18 protein-coding genes are annotated in these 17,928 nt (G+C 60.6%); 6 read left to right on the top strand and 12 right to left on the bottom strand.

The genetic code is table 11. From position 1 onward, the window contains the following. The 8 genes from Q0Z69_RS14480 to Q0Z69_RS14445 all read right to left on the bottom strand — a co-directional run. The coding region (locus Q0Z69_RS14480; RefSeq protein WP_298035080.1) for an iron-containing alcohol dehydrogenase at window positions 1-511 on the bottom strand (511 nt) is incomplete at its 3' end. Window positions 512-750: 239 nt separating this feature from the next. Then, entirely contained in the window at window positions 751-1,725 is a 975-nt protein-coding gene (locus Q0Z69_RS14475) for a transketolase family protein (RefSeq protein WP_298035079.1), read from the bottom strand. 16 nt (window positions 1,726-1,741) lie between these two features. Then, window positions 1,742-2,575, bottom strand: coding sequence for a transketolase (locus Q0Z69_RS14470; RefSeq protein WP_298035076.1), 834 nt, complete (start codon window positions 2,573-2,575; stop codon window positions 1,742-1,744). A 363-nt stretch (window positions 2,576-2,938) separates the two neighbouring features. Continuing rightward, window positions 2,939-4,507 (bottom strand): phosphoglycerate mutase (2,3-diphosphoglycerate-independent), encoded by a 1,569-nt coding sequence (locus tag Q0Z69_RS14465; RefSeq protein WP_298035074.1) that lies wholly within the window; start codon window positions 4,505-4,507, stop codon window positions 2,939-2,941. A gap of 124 nt (window positions 4,508-4,631) precedes the next feature. After that, window positions 4,632-5,408 (bottom strand): HAD family hydrolase, encoded by a 777-nt coding sequence (locus Q0Z69_RS14460; RefSeq protein WP_298035072.1) that lies wholly within the window; start codon window positions 5,406-5,408, stop codon window positions 4,632-4,634. Between the two features lie 111 nt (window positions 5,409-5,519). Next, a complete protein-coding gene (locus tag Q0Z69_RS14455) occupies window positions 5,520-6,257 on the bottom strand; it encodes an HAD family hydrolase (protein WP_298035070.1) in 738 nt (245 codons plus the stop codon). Between the two features lie 21 nt (window positions 6,258-6,278). Next, entirely contained in the window at window positions 6,279-7,013 is a 735-nt protein-coding gene (locus Q0Z69_RS14450) for an HAD family hydrolase (protein ID WP_298035068.1), read from the bottom strand. Between the two features lie 30 nt (window positions 7,014-7,043). Continuing rightward, window positions 7,044-7,802, bottom strand: a complete 759-nt coding sequence (locus tag Q0Z69_RS14445) for an HAD family hydrolase (RefSeq protein WP_298035066.1) — start codon at window positions 7,800-7,802, stop codon at window positions 7,044-7,046. A 311-nt stretch (window positions 7,803-8,113) separates the two neighbouring features. Here Q0Z69_RS14445 and Q0Z69_RS14440 point away from each other — a divergent pair, with 311 nt between their 5' ends. From Q0Z69_RS14440 to Q0Z69_RS14430, 3 genes are all read left to right on the top strand, one after another. Beyond that, on the top strand, window positions 8,114-9,118 hold the full coding sequence (locus tag Q0Z69_RS14440) for a LacI family DNA-binding transcriptional regulator (RefSeq protein ID WP_298035064.1): 1,005 nt from the start codon (window positions 8,114-8,116) through the stop codon (window positions 9,116-9,118). Window positions 9,119-9,351: 233 nt separating this feature from the next. Further along, window positions 9,352-10,077, top strand: a complete 726-nt coding sequence (locus Q0Z69_RS14435; protein ID WP_298035062.1) for a PHP domain-containing protein — start codon at window positions 9,352-9,354, stop codon at window positions 10,075-10,077. Between the two features lies 1 nt (window position 10,078). Beyond that, complete coding sequence (locus tag Q0Z69_RS14430; protein ID WP_298035061.1) at window positions 10,079-10,960, top strand: PfkB family carbohydrate kinase; 882 nt, start codon at window positions 10,079-10,081, stop codon at window positions 10,958-10,960. Window positions 10,961-11,454: 494 nt separating this feature from the next. Here Q0Z69_RS14430 and Q0Z69_RS14425 read toward each other — a convergent pair whose 3' ends face one another. Continuing rightward, window positions 11,455-12,828 (bottom strand): MATE family efflux transporter, encoded by a 1,374-nt coding sequence (locus Q0Z69_RS14425; RefSeq protein WP_298035059.1) that lies wholly within the window; start codon window positions 12,826-12,828, stop codon window positions 11,455-11,457. Between the two features lie 202 nt (window positions 12,829-13,030). On the opposite strand from Q0Z69_RS14425, the gene Q0Z69_RS14420 reads away from it, so the two are divergent. The 3 genes from Q0Z69_RS14420 (at window position 13,031) to Q0Z69_RS14410 (ending at window position 15,674) form a co-directional block, all read left to right on the top strand. Next, window positions 13,031-13,384, top strand: coding sequence for a hypothetical protein (locus Q0Z69_RS14420; RefSeq protein ID WP_298035057.1), 354 nt, complete (start codon window positions 13,031-13,033; stop codon window positions 13,382-13,384). Window positions 13,385-13,533: 149 nt separating this feature from the next. Continuing rightward, window positions 13,534-14,808, top strand: a complete 1,275-nt coding sequence (locus Q0Z69_RS14415) for an aminotransferase class I/II-fold pyridoxal phosphate-dependent enzyme (protein ID WP_298035056.1) — start codon at window positions 13,534-13,536, stop codon at window positions 14,806-14,808. Beyond that, the gene (locus Q0Z69_RS14410) at window positions 14,805-15,674 is read left to right on the top strand and encodes a radical SAM protein (protein ID WP_298035054.1); all 870 of its coding nucleotides are present in this window, start codon (window positions 14,805-14,807) and stop codon (window positions 15,672-15,674) included. The genes Q0Z69_RS14415 and Q0Z69_RS14410 overlap by 4 nt, the downstream gene beginning before the upstream one ends. 223 nt (window positions 15,675-15,897) lie before the next feature. Here Q0Z69_RS14410 and Q0Z69_RS14405 read toward each other — a convergent pair whose 3' ends face one another. The 3 genes from Q0Z69_RS14405 to pyrB form a co-directional block, all read right to left on the bottom strand. Then, complete coding sequence (locus tag Q0Z69_RS14405; protein ID WP_298035052.1) at window positions 15,898-16,284, bottom strand: RNHCP domain-containing protein; 387 nt, start codon at window positions 16,282-16,284, stop codon at window positions 15,898-15,900. 116 nt (window positions 16,285-16,400) lie between these two features. Further along, window positions 16,401-16,826 carry an aspartate carbamoyltransferase regulatory subunit gene (locus Q0Z69_RS14400; protein WP_298035050.1) on the bottom strand — a complete coding sequence of 142 codons (426 nt, stop codon included), beginning with the start codon at window positions 16,824-16,826 and terminating at the stop codon, window positions 16,401-16,403. A 19-nt stretch (window positions 16,827-16,845) separates the two neighbouring features. Next, window positions 16,846-17,766 (bottom strand): aspartate carbamoyltransferase, encoded by a 921-nt coding sequence (gene pyrB / locus Q0Z69_RS14395; protein ID WP_298035048.1) that lies wholly within the window; start codon window positions 17,764-17,766, stop codon window positions 16,846-16,848. Between the last annotated feature and the right edge of the window lie 162 nt (window positions 17,767-17,928).

Genomic DNA, 17,928 nt, shown 5'->3' with positions numbered 1-17,928 from the left:
CCAGCTTGGTCTCGCCGCCGGTGAGGACCCCGTCCTTCTCGTCCTTGACGATGGCCACGGAGATGTTGGTGCACTCGGAGCCGGTGCCGCAGGTGGTGGGGATGGCGATGACGTCCTTCTCATGCACCACGGGGAACCGCTTGAAGTACAGGTTGTGCACGGTGTCGGGCCGCTGGCAGCCCAGCAGCTTGCACAGGTCCATGATGGCGCCGCCGCCCACGGCGATGACACGGTCATAGCTGTCGTAGGGGATGGCGTCGTACATGGTCTGGATCATGGCCTCAGAAGGCTCGCCGGCGCCGAACTTCTCCTGGAACACGAAGTTGCACTTCAGGCCCAGCTCTTCCATGAAGGGCTTGTAGATGAACTCGTTGGTCAGGACTACGTCCCGCTCGTTCAGCTTGAATTCCTCCGCCATCTGGGCGAAGGTCTGGAACTTATACACGGTGGGGGCAAAGATGATCTCGCGCTTATCAGCCATCAGGGAAGCGGAAAAAGCATCCATAGCCATTGGAATCAACTCTCCTTTAATTCAAATTTAGAACGTGTACCGATAGGCGCTGCACACCGTCTGGACGGGCCTTTTCCCGCCACTCTGCGTTGTTTCTCCTTGAAATACACAAGCTTTCTGCGTCGAGACGCCTTGATCGGCGGGAAAATTCTTCGCCCATCCGGCATCCTCCGCCTATTGGTACGGGTTCTTCATTATTTGACGCTGTCCCAGCATCCGCCGGGGCAGAAGTCAACAAATCACTTGCGGGAAACGGCCTTCTTCACGGCGGCGACGACGTTGGCGGCGCGGAGGCCGTACTCGTCCATCAGGAAGTCCTGGGGACCCACCTGGCCGAACTGGTCCTGCACGCCCACGAACTCCTGCACGGTGGGGCAGTTCTTAGCCAGGCAGTTGGCGACCACGCTGCCCAGGCCGCAGGTGACGTTGTGGTTCTCGGCGGTGACGATGGCGCCGGTCTCCTTGGCGGCCTTGATGACCAGCTCCTCGTCCAGGGGCTTCCAGGTGAACATGTCGATGACCCGGACGGAAATGCCCTCGGCCTGCAGGGCCTCATAGGCCTTCAGAGACTCGTCCACCATGATGCCGGAGGTGATGATGGTGGCCACGTCCTTGTCGCTCTCGTGGAGCACCACGCCCTTGCCGATCTCAAACTCGCTGCCCTCGCCGTAGACCTGGATGATGCCCTTGCGGACGAACCGGGTGAAGGTCACGCCCTTCTTGATGGAGGGGAGCTGGCGGGTTATGCTGGCCAGCTGGTCGTAGTCGGCGGGGTCCAGCACGGTGGTCTCGGGAATGCTCAGGTACATGCCGGCGTCCTCCAGAGGCATGTGGGTGCCGCCGTTGAACGCAGCGGTCACGCCGGCATCAGAGGCCAGGACATGGACGGTCAGGCCGGCGTAGGCGGCGGACATGTAGATCTGGTCATAGCAGCGGCGGGAGGAGAAGGTGCCGAAGGAATGGAAAAACACCGTCTTGCCGGTGGCGGCCAGGCCCGCGGCCACGCCGGCGGCGTTGCCCTCGGCGATACCGGCCTCGAAGGCCCGGTCAGGATAGTTCTTGCGCAGCATCTTCGTATTGATGCAGCCCATCAGGTCGCAGTCCACATAGCAGATGGACTTGTCCTCCGCCATCATCTCGTTCAAGGTCAGAGCGAGACCGTCGCGGCAGGCGCGGGAATCTTTCTTGTGCTCACCAATCAGTTTCACGTTCATTGCTCTTCACCCTCCTTTAAGCGTTCTTGACTTCTTCCAGAGCCTTTTCAGCCGCGGCGATGGCTTCAGCCCACTGCTCCTCGTTGGGCTGAGAGGAGTGGTCGTGCTTCGGCTCGGCGAAGGTGGCGCCCTTGCCCTTGCAGGTGTCCAGCACGATGCAGCTGGGCACGCCCTTGGTGGCGTAGGCGTTCTGGATGGCGTTGTAGATGGCGGTCACATCGTGGCCGTCGATCTCCTGGGTATACAGGCCGAAAGCCTCGGCCTTCTTGGCCAGGTCACTGTGGGCCAGGATATCGTCCGTGGGGCCGTCCAGCTGATAGCCGTTCTTGTCGATGAAGAAGATCAGGTTGTCCAGCTTGTGGGCATAGGCAAAGTGGAAAGCCTCCCAGACCTGGCCCTCGTCGGCCTCGCCGTCGCCCACCACGCAGAACACGTGGCTGTCGCGGCCGTCGATCTTGTTGCCCAGGGCCGCGCCGGTGGCGGTGGAGGTGCCCTGCCCCAGAGAACCGGTGGTCAGATCCACGCCGGGGGTCAGCTTGCGGTCGGTGTGGCTGGGGAACTTGGTGTGGGGCTGATTCAGCGTATACGCGTCCTCCATGGGATAATAGCCCATCAGGCCGTAGGTGGCGTATGCCACGGGACCGGCGTGGCCCTTGGACAAAACCAGCCAGTCGCGGTCCTCCCAGCGGGGATTCTTGGGATCGTACTTCATGACCTCTCCGTACAGAACGGCCATCAGATCAGCCAGGTCCATGGAACCGCCCACATGACCGAAGCCCCGGGAGTGGATGACCTTCAGTGTCTCCAGCCGGATCTCGGCCGCCAGAACCTTCAAATTTTTCTCGTTCATGGGGTGTGTCTTCCTTTCCTGTTTTAATTGAGCGCTGGACCGCGTGAGCGGCGGAAGCGCAAAATCACGGAGTGCTTTGGGATAGGTAATCGTTTTCCAAAGCGCCAATAAATTACCGCACTTCCATTGGAAGGCGGACCGGCGGCGGGGAACGTCTGAAACGCACACAGGCCACTGTTGCTATTTTAAACCCGAACAGCCCTTTTCGTCAATAAAGGTTTATATTTTAACATAGCGAAATTCGTGCGTTTTTTTGCAGCATTTTTGATATAGGACAGCGGTGATGCCGCCGCGGCTCCCGGGGATGCGGGAATCCCGCAGCGGGCCGGGGAAGCTCCCCAGCCGCGCCGCGGGCAAAGAAATTTATTCGTACTGCGTGCCGGTGCCTTCCACCATGGCGTCATAGGCGCGCTTGACCTTGTCGTAGTTCTTGTCCCGGTCCAGAGCCACGCCGCGGCCCACGCCGTCCACGATGCGGCCCACGCCGATGGCCTCCAGCTTTTCGTCCGTCTCAGCCAGCAGGGCGGGGGCGGAACCGGGATCGGTGGAGCGGCCGTCGAAGATGATGTGGAGATAGACCCGGTCCAGACCGTTGTCCCTGGCCATCTCACAGATGTTCAGAGGATAGTCGATGCAGCCGTGGGAGGACTTGTAGGTGAGATACGCCAGCAGATGCAGGCTGGTGCCGTTCTTTTTGGCGTGCTCGATGGCCTCCAGGAAGATGGGATTGCGCTTGAAGCTGCCGTCCTTCACCGCGGCGTCCAGACGGACGTCGTCCTGCATCACGCAGCGGCCGGCGCCCAGGTTGGAGTGGCCCGCCTCGGAGTTGCCGGCCTTGCCGGAACCCAGACCCACGAACTCGCCGGAGGCGTGGAGCTTGGACCAGGACTGCTCAGCCAGCAGGGAATCCCAGTAGGGAGTGTCGGCGATGTGGATGGCGTCGCCCTCATCGCCGGTGCCAAGGCCCCAGCCGTCGCAGATGATGAGGATCATCTTGCGGTCCTTGCCCCAATCCTTGCCCTCGCACAGGGGCTTGCCGTCCATCTCGGCGGGCTGGGGGATGCCCAGCACGTTCAGCACGGTGGGGGCCACGTCGCCCAACGAGCCGTCCCGCAGGGCGATGGGGCTGTTGTCGGCAGGGTCGATCATGATGAAGGGCACCAGGTTGGTGGTGTGGGCGCCGTCGGGCTTGCCGGCGGCGGTGTACAGCTTTTCGATGTTGCCGTGGTCGGCGGTGATGGCTACCACATAGCCCTTGGACAGGGCGTCGTTCACCACTACGTCCAGATAGTGGCTGACGTGACCGCAGGCCTCGATCTTGGCGGCGGTGTTCTGGGTGTGGCCGATGACGTCGCCGTTGGCAAAGTTGGTGACGATGAAGTCGTATTTGCCCAGGGCCTCGGTCAGCTTTCCGGCCACGATGGGCAGGGACAGCTCCGGCTTCTGGTCAAAGTCGATGCCCTTGGGGGAGGGGATGCACAGGTCGTCCTCGCCAGGGAAGGGATTGTTCTCGCCGCCGTTGAAGAAGAAGGTCACATGGGCGAATTTTTCGCTTTCGGCGCAGTGGAACTGGCTCTTGCCGGCCTCGCTCAGCACCTGGGCCAGGGGCTTTACCACCTTGGCGGGGGCGAAGGCGATGGGCAGGTCCTTGAACTTATCATGATACATGGTCATAATGACGAAGTCCAGGTCCCGGAGCATCCGGCGCTCGGCCTTGTCGAACTCCGGATCGGTGAACATCTCGGTCAGCTCGATCTCACGCTCGCCACGGCGGCAGCAGAAGATGGCGGCGTCGCCGTCGGCGATCCTGCCCACAGGCTTGCCGTCCTCCACCAGGACCATAGGCTCCAGATGATAGTCGTCCAGGCCCTGCGCGTATGCTTTTTTCACGGCCTCCGCCAGCTGGGCGCCGCCGCGCTTGATATCAGACATAGAAAATACCTCCCTGTAAGAATTAGGAATGAGAAATTAGAAATCAGGAATTGGAAATCAGGGATCAGGGCTTGGGAGATGGGGAAAATTCCTCATTCCTCATCCCTAATTCCTAATTAGAAAGTTATTGTCCGTCGGTGGGGGCGATCAGCTTATCGACGGCTACCTGTCCCCGGGCGGGGAAGATGTCCAGCAGCTGGGGGAAGGTGTAGACCTTGCCATCGGGCATGTTCTCCTCGGTGAGCTTCAGAGGCTTGTTTTTGTTGTACTGCACGGTGACGGTCATGCCGAAGCCGCAGGCCTTGGCACCCACGATGTCGCGGTTCAGGTTGTCGCCCACATAGCAGCAGTTCTGGGGCAGGGCGCCCACCTCTTCCATGGCGTAGTAGTAGATGGCGGGGCCGGGCTTGCGGACGTAGGTGATGGAGGACTGCTGCACGGTCTTGAAGTAGGGCCGCAGGCCGTCGTTGTCCAACCACTCGTCCACCTCCCGCTTGCCTACCAGGTCGCTGATGATGCCCAGGGTGTAGCCGCGAGCGCACAGCTCCTTCACGGTCTCGGCGCCGCCGGCCACCACGGTGCGGCGGCCCTTGGTCTGGCGGTACTGGTAGGTCAGCTCGGAGGCGTTTTTCAGGATCAGCTCTTGGTCCATGTCAAAGGCCAGCCAGCGGGTCCACAGGACCTCCTCAGGGGCTTCGCACATGAACTTCAGCGCCCATTCCCGGTATTTGTCATACCGCTTGTCGATGACCTCGTCGAACCACTTGCAGGGATCGCCGGTCTCAACGCCGCAAAGCTCCGCGATCTTGGCCTTGGCGGCGGCCAGATAGGCGGGGTCCTCGTCGATGACGCGGAAAGTGCCGCCCAGGTCCAGGAAAATGTATTGGATGTCGGTGTTCATCGCTATCGACCTCTTTTTTATAAAGTGTATGGGGGCCGCCGGGACCCGGCGGTCTCGGCGGGGAGAGGGACGTGAAGCCTGCCCAAAGGGCGGGCTTCACAGAGTGTGGTTTCAACAAAGGGGCGGCAGCAGGTCCAGGATCTCGCGGAAGTCCTTCACCACGGCGTCGGGCCGGGTCTCCTCGGTAAATACCACCGGATGCTTTTTCTCGGGGGACTCAAAGAGGATGTTGGCCCCGATGCCGGCCTCGATGGCGCCGGCCAGGTCGCGCTTGACATTGTCCGCAACGGACACACAGTCCTCCGGGGCCACGCCCAGGTCGGCGCAGGCGATCTTGTAGATCTCGGCGCAGGGCTTGCGGAGATGGCAAACGGAGGAGAGGATGACGGAGTCGAAATACTGGTCCAGACCGTCCTCCTCCAGCCAGTCGGGGACTTCGTTCTCACCGATCAGGTTGGAGATGATACCCAGCTTGTAGCCCCGCGCGTGCAGGCCCTTGATGACCTCCACGCCGCCGTCCACCACGACGCGGCGGCCCTTGCACTGGCGGTACTGGAAGCTCAGCTCATGGCAGACCTGCTTGACACGGGTCTGATCGTAATCCGGCAGCAGCCATTTGCACCACAGCTCCTCGTCGCCGGACTCCTTGTTTTCGCCCAGCGCCCACTTGCGGTATGGCTCATACCGCGCTTCGATCATCTGATAGAACTCCTCATAGGGCACGGAAGAGCCGGCGATCTCCGCCATCTTCCGGCGGGCGTGCTTCATATACGGCTCCTCCAGCAGGGCGATGCGGAGAGTACCGCCCAGATCAAAAAATACAGCCTTATAACGCTTGTTCTGGTCCATGGATCAAACGGCCTCCTTTTCTCAGTTCAGCGCGGGGAAAATGTCCAGCAGCTGGGACAGGGAAGTGATGACGTGGTCGGGGGTGAACTCCTTGCCGGTGGCGTGCTCCATGTTCAGGGTGTCCGGCTCGTCGATGCGGATCATCATGCCGAAACCGGCGGCCTGGGTCCCCTCCACGTCCCGGACCGGGTTGTCGCCCACGTAGGCGCAGTTGGCCTCAGGAGTCCCGATGCAGCGGCAGGCCAGGTGATAGATGTCGGGATCGGGCTTGCGAAGGCGGACCTTAGAGGAGAGGATGGTGGTCTTGAAGCACTGGGCCACGCCGTCGGCGGCCATCCAGTCGGGGATCTCGGTCTCGGTGACGGTGTTGGCGATGATGCCCAGGGTGTAGCCGCGCTTGCACAGCTCCTTCAGGGTCGCCACAGCGTCGGGACGGGCGACCCGGCGGCCGTCGTGGTCGCGCCACAGGCGGGTCAGGCGGGCGGCGTTGGCGAAGATCAGGTTCGGCTCGTAGTCGGGCAGCATGTACTGGGTCCACAGCTCGCCCTCGGAGGCGTCCAGCAGCGTCGTCTTAGACAGCTTGCGGTACTTCTTCCACCGCTCCTCCAGCTTGGCGAACAGCTCATCGTGGGTCTCCTGGGTCTGGATCAGCTCCATGAGGCCGGCCTCGGCCTTGTCGATGAAGTCCTGGTCCTTCACCACCACGCGCAGAGTGTTGCCAACGTCAAAGAAAATCGTTTTGATCTCGGGGGCCATAGTAAAATTCCTCCTTATTCTATCTTCAATTTATTTTGGTTGATTATAGGAACGGATGATCTCGGGGATCTCGCCGAGGTCCTGGATGAGGACGTCCGGCGCCAGGCCGGTGCCGGCAAAAGCGGCGTCCCGGTGGGCGATGGAGGGATTGCGGATCTGGATGCTGAGGGCCAGGCCGGCGTTTTTGCAGCCCAGCACATCCCGGGAGAGGGTGTCGCCTACATAGGCCATCTCCGAACAGGGGACGCCGCACTGGGCGGCGGCCATCTGGAAGATCGCCGGATCGGGCTTGCGGATGCCCACCGCGGCGGAGACCACCACACAGGACATATACTGCGTGATGCCGTAGTCCTCCAACAGGCGGGGGACGAACGAGGTGGAGATCATGTTGCTGATAATACCTTGGACCATGCCCATGGCATGGAGAGCCTGAATGGCCTCCCGCATATGGGGCCGTGGCACGTTCCGCACCCGGGTGGCGTCATACATCCAGGACAGCTCCTCTGCCACAGGCTCCAGCAGGGCCTGGGGGATCTGGAATTCCCGCAGGTAAAATTCACTCCAGATCCGGGGAGAGGGAAGCTCGACCCGGGTCTCCTCCGACCAGTGCTTATAGGCCTCGGCATTTTCGTGGAGCAGGGGGGTCAGCGCCTCGGCGCTGATGGGGAGAGCGACGCCCCGGGCCGTTAGAATGTCCAGCAGCCGCCTGGAGAACTGAAGGGCCGCCTCCTGGTCGTGGTGGACCTCATGAAGGGTCCCGCCCACGTCAAACAGGACCGCACGGATCATCGGCCATCCTCCTTTCCTTGCGCCGCCGGGGCCGGACAGGCGGCCGGCGGGATTTGTAAACGTTTGCGACCTTTTACAGGTTTATTCTAAAATAAGCAGAGGGAATTTGTCAATGTGCCAAATGCCGAAGAGTAAGCGGAATTTTCGTTTTTCTGCCCAAAAATATGAAAAAATCAGATTGTTATTGACATTGCAGAGAAAATCATATATTCTTTTATCATACAGCCGAGAGGCCTTTTTAGGCCGCCGGCTTCAAAAAATAAAGCGGAAACGTTTGCGATTTTTCGGCCTTGCTGAGAGGATGATACGATATGAAAAGTGTGACTCTGAAGGATGTGGCCAAGGCTGCCGGCGTCTCCTATGCCACGGTGTCCCGGGCTTTGTCGGGAAGCCCGCAGATCGGCAGCGACACCCGGGAGCGCATCATCAAGCTCTGTGACGAAATGGGATACACCACCAACTATGTGGCCCGCTCCATGGTCATGAAAAAAACGGACCTGATCGGCCTGGTGGTCCCGTCGGTTGACAACCAGTTCATGGCGGAGCTGGCCTATTACGCAGAGATGAGCGCCCGCTCCCACGGCTACAACATCATGCTGTGCAATTCCGGCCCGGACCTGAAGCAGGAAAAGACCGTGGTGAAGCTGCTGCTGGGGCGGCAGGTGGACGGCATCCTCATCGTGCCGCAAAGCCCCAAGACCTATGAGAACATCCGGGCCTATACCGACCAGGTGCCCACGGTGTTCCTCAGCGAGAACCTGCGGGACCAGCCCCAGAGCTATGTGGCCGCCGACAACAGCCACGGCACCTACATCGGCACCAAATATCTTTATGACCTGGGGCACCGGGATATCCTCTATTTCGGCCGCCGCCACACCACCACCCACCAGCTGCGGGCGGAGGGCTATATGAAGGCCTGCCAGGAGCTGGGCCTGCAGCAGCGGTTCTTCAACAGCGAGTTCACCCGCTCTTCTGTGAACAACGGTTATGAGCTGGCCAAGGCCCTGTTCGCGCGGCCCATCGACTATACCGCCATCTTTGCCTCCACCGACTCCAATGCCCTGGGCATCCTGAAGGCGGCGGACGAGCTGCGGATCGACATCCCCGGCCGCCTGAGCCTCATCGGCTTCGATAACATCCCCTCCACAGATCTTCCCCGCATCGAGCTGACCACCATTGACCAGCCCAAGCGGGACATGGCCATCCAGGCGGTGGACATGCTGCGGGACAAGATCGAAAACGGGACCCAGGGCTATGTGCATCAGATCCTGATGCCGACCCTGGTGAAGCGGGGGACCTGCCGGGAGATCGGCTGATTATTAGAACCTGTACCAATAGGCACTGCGCACCGTCTGGGCGGGGCCTTTTTCCGCCGCTCTGCGTTGTTTCTCCTTGAAATACGCGACGCCCACCTAGGACGATGACGCAGCCAGCGTTGATTTTAGCCGCTGGCAGGCGTATTGCCCTTTGTCCACTGAGGGTACAGGTTCTTAAAAACCAGGGAGCCCGGCTTTGCGCCGGGTCCCTGCTGCGAAAAGGGAGGAATACTATGCAAGGCTATCTCTATGATCCCCATACCCACACCGCCGAGACCAGCCGGTGCGGACATCTGCCTGCCGCCGAGGTGGTGGACCGCTATGTGAAAAAGGGCTTTTCCGGCCTGGTGGTGACGGATCACCTCCATCCGGAGTATCTGTCCCGCATCGACACGGACCACAACTGGGATCATGTGATGGACCACTATCTGTCCGGCTACCACGCATCCAAGAAACGGGGCGACGAGGTGGGCTTCGACGTGCTGCTGGGGGCGGAGTTCCGCTTTCCGGAAAACGACAACGACTATCTGGTGTACGGCATCGACGAGCAGTGGCTCCGCAACAATCCCTACGCCTGCTGCATGAGCGCCCAGGAGTTTTTTGACAAGTTCCACGACCAGGTGCTCATCATCCACGCCCATCCCTTCCGGGAGGGCAGCGCCCCGGTGCAGGAGACCGCTATCCACGGCGCGGAGATCATCAACAACAATCCCCGGCATCCCAACCACAACGACCTGGCCCTGGCATTATGCCAGCGCTACCCTGAATTTTTCCGCACTGCCGGTTCTGATACCCATCGGGACGGCGACGAGGCCCGGGCGGGCGTGCTCCTGCCGGAGCGCATCCACGATTCCTATGCGTACAAGCGGATGGTGGAGACCCGGCAGGCTCTGCCCTGGTGCCAGGAGTTCCAGGATATCTTAGCGGCGGACGCCGCCATGCGAAAGGAAGGCAAATGATATGAGTCAGCAGTTCGATTCCCTGATCATCGGCGAGGTGGCCCAGGACACCAATGTGGACTACGATGGCACCACCATCCAGGCGGTGGGCGGCGCGGTGTATTACTCCGGCTTTGCCGCAGCCAATATCGGCCACAAGATCGCGGTGCTGCCCAAGGCGGACACCACGCAGATCGACATGACGGCCGCGTTTGCCGGCGCGCCCAACGTCACTGTGTTCCCTGTGCACAGCAAGACCTCCTTTGTGACCAAAAACGTGTATCACACTCCGGACCGGGAACGGCGCACCTCCACGGTGGACAGCGTCATCGAGCCTTACAAGACCAGCGAGGTCCCTGATATCGACGCAAAGATCTGGCATCTGGCGGGCCTGGTGGGCGGCGACATCACCGATGAGATGATCCCCTTCGCGGCCCAGCGGGCCATGGTGGCCATCGACGTGCAGACGATGCTGCGCTGTGTGGAAAATGGCGGCATGGTGTACCACGACTGGGCGGCCAAAAAGGAGATGCTGCCCTACATCCGCTTTCTGAAGACTGACGCGGCGGAGGCGGAGATCCTCACCGGCACCAGTGACCGCGCGGCCGCAGCCAAGATGATGTATGACTGGGGCACCAAGGAGATCTTGATAACCCACAACTCCGAGGTGCTGGTGTATGACGGCAAAGAGATCTACACCTGCCCCATCAAGGCCAGGAACCTGTCCGGCCGCACCGGGCGGGGCGACACCACCTTCGCCTGCTACATCAATGAGCGGCTGACCCAGGATATCCCCACCGCGCTGAAAACAGCCACCGCTTTGGTCTCGCTGAAGATGGAGACCCCTGGCCCATACATGGGGACCCGGGCGGACCTGGACGCATACATCAAGGCGTTCTACTGAGACATAAAAGTAGGAAAAAGCACCGCGTAAGCGGCGCTTTTTCCCATTTCTGCAACGATATATCAGGGAATAAGCAGCATAAGGCCCCACGCCTCTGCCAAAACGTGGGGCCTTATGCCATAGAAGGAAAGGAGAAACAGTTGTGCAGTCCTTTGCACAGGGGGCTCATGCGCAGCCGTTTGCCGGAGGATGCCGGCGATTCGATACTTCACAGGATCGCTGCCAGACAGCCGCCGGGACGGGGCGCATGCCCGTACCGTGGAAAGATGCATAACGCAAACGTTTCCGAAAAGCCGGTACGAGAAAATCCAAGCTTTGGGAGAGCTGGGATGGTCGTATTATGGGCTAAATGGAATGAAATGTCAATATCTGAGAGAAAAGTTTGGCGTTTAGGACAAGAAATCCAGAGAATGCTGTACGACTTTACGATAAAAACATCAAACGTTTACGAAAAAACAATATGAAACTACCCTACAAGGAAGAGGGCGGAGCTGTTACAGTGCAGGCTGATCCATGGCGGCCATCTCCCGCAGGACCTTGATCTGGATGGGAATGGCGCAGGCCAGGGTCAGACAGTCGGACACCGTCTGGGTCATCTGGATGCCCAGAATGCCCAGAGAGTGGGAGAGGAGCCAAACCAGGGGAATGAAGAACACGCCCTGCCGGGCCATGGCCAGAAACGTGGCGGGAGCAGTGCGGCCGATGGTCTGGAGCATCATATTGCTCATGACGACCCAGCCCTGAAAGAAGAAAGTGGCACACTGAAACCGCAGGGCGGTGGCGCCCACGGCGATGACATCCGGGTCATCCCGGAAAATGGCGATGAGCTGAGGGGCAAAGACAAAGCCCAAAGCACCCACCACCAGCAAAAAGCTGGTGGAGGTCTTGACGCAGAACTTGAAGCCGTCCCGCACCCGCTTGTAGAGCTTGGCACCGTAGTTGAAGCCGCAGACAGGCTGGAAGCCCTGGCCGAAGCCGATCATAGCGGAGCCGCCGAACATCATGATGCGCTGGACCACGCCCATGGCGGCAATGACGGCGTCGCCATAAGGCTTGGCGGCGGTATTGAGGCAGATGGTGGCCACACTGGCCAGCCCCTGGCGGGCCAGGGAGGGCAGGCCGCCTCGGATGATCATGTCGTAATAAGACCACTTCCATTGGACCCGGGAGATGTGGATGTGCAGGTTGCCGCCCCTGGCGCAGCCTGCCAGCAGCAGACAGAAGCTGACGAACTGGCTGATGATGGTGGCCCAGGCGGCGCCGGCAACCCCCAGGTCCAACGTGAAGATCAGCAGCGGGTCCAAACCGATGTTCAGCACCGCGCCGCTGGCGATGCCCACCATGGCGTAGGCGGCGCTGCCCTGGAAGCGGAGCTGGTTGTTCAGCACCAGGGAGGCGGTCATCCACGGCGCGCCGAAGAGGATGACGCGCAGATATGCCTTGGCATAGGGCAGGATGGTGTCAGTGGAGCCAAGAAGGTAGGCCAGCGGCTCCAGAAAGAGCTGGCCCAGGACGCAGATAAGCAGGCCGGCCGCCAGGGCGGAGAAGAATCCGGTGGCCGCCATGTTAGAGGCGTCTTCAAAATTTTGCCTGCCCAGCTCCCGAGAGATAAAGTTGCCGCTGCCGTGGCCGAAGAAAAAGCCCACCGCCTGGATAATGGCCATCATGGAGAACACCACGCCCACGGCGCCGGTGGCAGCGTTGCTTTCCAGCATTCCTACGAAAAAGGTATCGGCCATGTTGTAAAAGGCGGTGACCAGCATGCTGATGATGCACGGCAGGGCCAGGCGGCAGATCAGCCGGCCCACTGGGGTCTCTGTCATGTCATGAAATTTTTGCTCCTGTTTTTCGTCTAATCTCTCGTTCATAATAGCCCTCTTTTTGCACAAAGGGCTGCCTGCAGGCAGCCGATTTTTAAAATTCTCTCATATCATAACATATTTGTCGGAAAAAGGGAAGGGGAAGCGCCGGAAAAATCCCGGGGCGGGGACGAGAAACAGAACATAGGATGGAACGTATCCCCCTAGGCCTACGGGGACCAATCCATTTGAAAGAAATGAGGGAATTGCTTTGCGTATCAGTGAAGCCTATGAGCATGCGCCCATTTTACCTTATCCCCAGGAAGAAGCCTGCCAGCCCTGCAGCTGCAGTAAGGTGGGTACACAGTGCGTGGACGTGGCCGCACCCCTGTGCCTGACACCTGTGGCGTCGGTGGGGACCGCCACCGTCACCTGCCAGCAGGAGCCGCGGGTGGTCTGCGTGACCAGCGACGACGGCACCAGCTGCACCGTGGTAGTGACCCAGCAGGTGTGCGTGTCGGTGCCGATCCGGTACGGCGTGGAGGTGTCTCATGCCGAGCCTACCATCGCCTGTGCCAACAGCGGGGAGAGCGGCGGGTCCTGCGGCTGCCGCAAGTGCCAGTGAGAAAACCGCGTTCCCCCGTCGGACTGTCCGGCGGGGGGACCGCCCCATCGGTGTTTGTTGTGGATTTTGCCCTTGAAACAGACTGGACAGATGGGGTATACTGTATTTGATTCAAAATGGCTGGCATGATGCCGGAAAGGATGATGGAAATGACCGCATATTCCCAGATGACCGCCCAGGAGCGAAAAGCGGAATACGACGCGCTGCAAAGAGAATTTCAGGCGCTGAAGGCCCGGGGCCTGAGCCTGAACATGGCACGGGGCAAGCCCGGCAAGGCGCAGCTGGATCTGGTCAGCGATATCTTTGAGGTGATGCGGGGGCCGGAGGACTATGTGTCTGATGGCATCGACGTCCGCAACTACGGCGAGATGAGCGGCCTCCCCGCCGCCAAGCGCCTGTTTGCCGAGATCCTGGGCTGCAGGCCTTCTCAGGTGTTCGTGGGCGGCAACGCCAGCCTGCAGCTGATGTACGACACCATCTCCAAGGCCTACACCCACGGCCTGCTCCGCTCCGAGCGCCCCTGGTGCAGGGAGGAGAAGGTGAAGTGGCTGTGCCCCGCTCCCGGCTATGACCGCCACTTCAAGGTCACGGAGTCTTTCGGCTTTGAGCTGATCGCCATCCCCATGACCGACGAAGGCCCTGACATGGACGCTGTGGAGGCCGCCGTGAAGGACCCCGCTGTGAAGGGGATCTGGTGCGTGCCCAAGTACAGCAATCCCGACGGCATCATCTATTCCGGCGAGACCATCCGCCGCATGGCCGCACTGAAGCCCGCCGCACCGGATTTCACCATCATGTGGGACAACGCCTACTGCATCCATGAGTTCGAGGGGGACTATGTGGAGTTCCCGGATATGCTGGCGGAGTGTGAGAAGGCAGGGAATCCCGATATGGTGTTCGAGTTTGCCTCCACTTCCAAGGTGACGCTGCCCGGCGCGGGCGTGGCATGCTTCGCCTGCTCCGAGGCCAACATGGCCTATATGGAAAAGCTGCTGACCGTGCAGGTCATCAGCTTCGACAAGGTGAACCAGCAGCGCCATGTCCTGTATTTGAAGGACAAGGCCCATACCCTGGAGCTGATGAAGAAGCACGCCGCCATCATGGCCCCCAAGTTCCGGGCCGTGGTGGACACCCTGGATAAAGAGATCGCCCCGCTGGGAATCGCCTCCTGGCGGCGGCCCAAGGGCGGCTACTTCGTCTCCCTGAACGCCATGCCCGGCACCGCCAGGCGGACCCTGGCCCTGTGCAAAGAGGCGGGCGTGACCATGACCGGCGCCGGCGCCACCTTCCCCTATGGAAAGGATCCCCAGGATTCCAACATCCGCATCGCACCCTCCTTGCCCCCCGTGGAGGAGCTGGAGCAGGCCATCGCCGTGTTCTGCGTCTGCCTGCGGATGGCCGCCCTGGAAAAGCTGGGCGTATGAGATATTACGGCAGCGTTTACCGGCCGCCTTCTGAGGCATACAGCCTCATCGTCCAGGTGACCTACGGGTGCAGCCACAACACCTGCGCCTTTTGCAGCATGTATAAGGAAAAGCGGTTTGCCCTGCGCCCTCTGGGGGAGGTGCTGGAGGACTTCCGCATTGCCCGGCAGACCTACCGGAACGTAGACAAGGTGTTTTTGGCGGACGGCGACGCCCTGGTGCGCAAGGCTTCGGAGCTGTACACGATCCTGGATACCATTCGGGAGCTGTTCCCGGAGTGCCGGCGGGTCACCTGCTATGCCTCACCGGCCTCCATCCGCATCCGCACCGACGAGGAACTGCGGACCCTGCGGGAGAAGGGCCTGACCATGGTGTACATGGGCCTGGAATCCGGCTGCGACGAGGTGCTGAAACGGATGCAGAAGGGCCATATGTCCGCTGAGATCATCGAAATGGGCCGGAAGGTCCGGCGAAATGGCATCGCGCTGTCCGTCACGGCCATCACCGGCCTGGGCGGGCCAGAGCTGCTGGAGCGCCACGCCATTGAGACGGCAGTGGCCTTCAACGCCATGAACCCGGAGTATATCGGGATGCTGACGCTGATGGTGGAGCCGGGGACGCCCCTTTATGACTGGGTCCGGGACGGCAGCTTCCAGCTGCTGACCCAGCCCCAGGTGCTGGAGGAGACCCGGCTGCTGGTGGAACACCTGGACAGTCCCGGCAGCGTGTTCCGCATGAACCACGCCAGCAACTACCTGGTGCTGAAGGGGACCCTCAACGGCGACCGGGAGGCTATGCTGCGGACTATCGACGCGGCGGAGCACGATCTGAGCCGTCTGCGGCCGGAGTCCTGGCGGGGACTGTAAAGAATCGACAAGCGCCGTTCCACGAAAGTGGAACGGCGCTCGTTTTATAGCCAATTAACTTGAAAAATAGCAAAGCTATTTTTCAGGCGGGCGATGCCCGCTGCGCACAAAGTGCGCGGTGATTGACTATGAAATCCAAATCATGGCCGCTTTCGCGGCCTGCCACAGCGCACTGACGCTGTGACACTCGAAAAGCGGTTTTACCACTTTTCGAGTTTTTTGATTATAGGTGTGTGATGTCCTCCAAATGCTCCAGTGGGAAAGGGGGATTCGCCAGGGGGCGGACCGCCAGACTCATCAGCAGGGCTGGGTTGTCATCCGCCGCGATCCGGTTGGAATGCAGTACGCCGCAGATCTTGCAGCGGTGGATGATAGCCCACTCCCTGTTTTTCCGGACCCAGACGGCCACCGGCTCCATGGCGCCGCCGCAGTCGGCGGCCCGGTCGCCGGGCTCATCGTCCAGATGGACGCTGGAGAGGCAGTTGGGGCAGTGGTTGCGGTGCTGTGTCCCCGCGCCCTCCGGCCCCACCGGCCAGCCGCAGACGCGGCAGGTGAAGATATCACGGCAGGGGCGCTTGCGGTAATCGGGTCTATGTTTTGATCCGTGCATGGAATCATTTCCTCCTCAAAAGTGTGGAATAAACTTCCGGGAGGCTGGCGCTTTGCGTAAACCTCCCGGTTTACGCAAGCACCGAATCAAAGAATATACGCAGCATAAAAGCTCCTTTAAAATTTCTTGTCAATAGCTGTCTCGCAGTAGGCACAGCGGTAGGTATGCTTTTCCGCGTCGCTCAGCAGGAAGATGGCGTCCAGCTGAGGCTCGGAGACCGTGATGCAGCGGGGATTTTTGCAGTGGATGATGTTCACCAGGCGCTTGGGCAGTTCCAGGTGCTTCTTCTCAACCCGCATGCCGTCCCGGATGACATTGACCGTGATGTGGGAGTCGATGTAGCCCAGCACGTCCAGGTCCAGGTCCAGGGGATAGTCGATCTTGATGATGTCCTTCTTGCCCATGTGCGCACTGCGGGCGTTTTTGATGATGGCCACCTGGCAGTCCAGCTGGTCCAGATGCAGGTATTTGTAGACGTCCATGGCCTTTCCGGCCTGGATGTGGTCCAGGACCACGCCGTTTTGGATGCTGTCGATATTCATGTCAGTCGCGCTCCTTTCCTTACACCTCGATGCCCAGCAGCTTCATGATGAGAGCCATGCGGATGAACTTGCCGTTTTTCACCTGTTTCCAGTAGGCGGCCCGGGGGTCCTTGTCCACCGCCACGGCGATCTCATTGACCCGGGGCAGGGGGTGCAGGATGGACAGGTCCGGCTTGGCGTTCACCAGCTTTTCCGGGGTCAGGATGTAACTGTCCTTCAGCCGCAGGTAGTCCTCCTCGTTGAAGAACCGCTCCTTCTGGACCCGGGTCATGTACAGGATGTCCAGCTGGGGGATGACGGATTCCAGATCGGTGGTCTGGGTGTAGGGGATGCCCTTCTTTTTCAGGGCCTCCTCCTTGACGTAGCGGGGCAGCTTCAGCTCCAGGGGGGAGATGAGGACGTAATTGATGTTCGCATACCGGCTCAGGGCGTTCACCAGGGAGTGAACGGTGCGGCCGAATTTCAGGTCGCCGCAGAAGCCAACAGTGAAATTGCTCAGGCGGCCCTTCTCCCGGTGGATGGTCAGCAGGTCCGTCAGGGTCTGGGTTGGGTGGTTGTGGCCGCCGTCGCCGGCGTTGATGATGGGCACCTCGCTGAACTGGGCGGCGGCGTAGGGCGCGCCCTCCTTGGGGTGGCGCATGGCGATGATGTCGGCGTAGCAGCTGACGGTGTGGATGGTGTCGCCCACGGTCTCGCCCTTGGCGGTGGAGCTGGAATTGGCCTCGGAGAAGCCCAGCACGCTGCCGCCGAGAGAGAGCATGGCGGACTCAAAGGACAGCCGGGTGCGGGTGGAGGGTTCAAAGAACAGCGTGGCCAGCTGCTTGTGGGCACAGGCGTTCTGGTATTTGGCGGGGTCTGCGATGATATCCTCCGCCGTGGCGATCAGTTGGTCGATCTCCTCCACGGAGAGATCGACGACATCAATGATATTTCTTGGCATGATGCGACTCCTTTCGGAAGAAAGATACTGGGGGAATCCCCGCCGTGCCCCGCACGGTGGGGAAAGGAGAAATGAATGGAGCGGGCGGAGCTTTCAGCGATAGCTGGAAGCGGAACAGAGGGGAATTTATACGAAGGGGGCCCCCGCCGTGCCCCCGCACGG

It is taken from the genome of uncultured Dysosmobacter sp. (assembly GCF_947631165.1).
Taxonomy (GTDB): domain Bacteria; phylum Bacillota; class Clostridia; order Oscillospirales; family Oscillospiraceae; genus Oscillibacter.
This window is presented reverse-complemented; position numbering and strand designations above follow the sequence as displayed.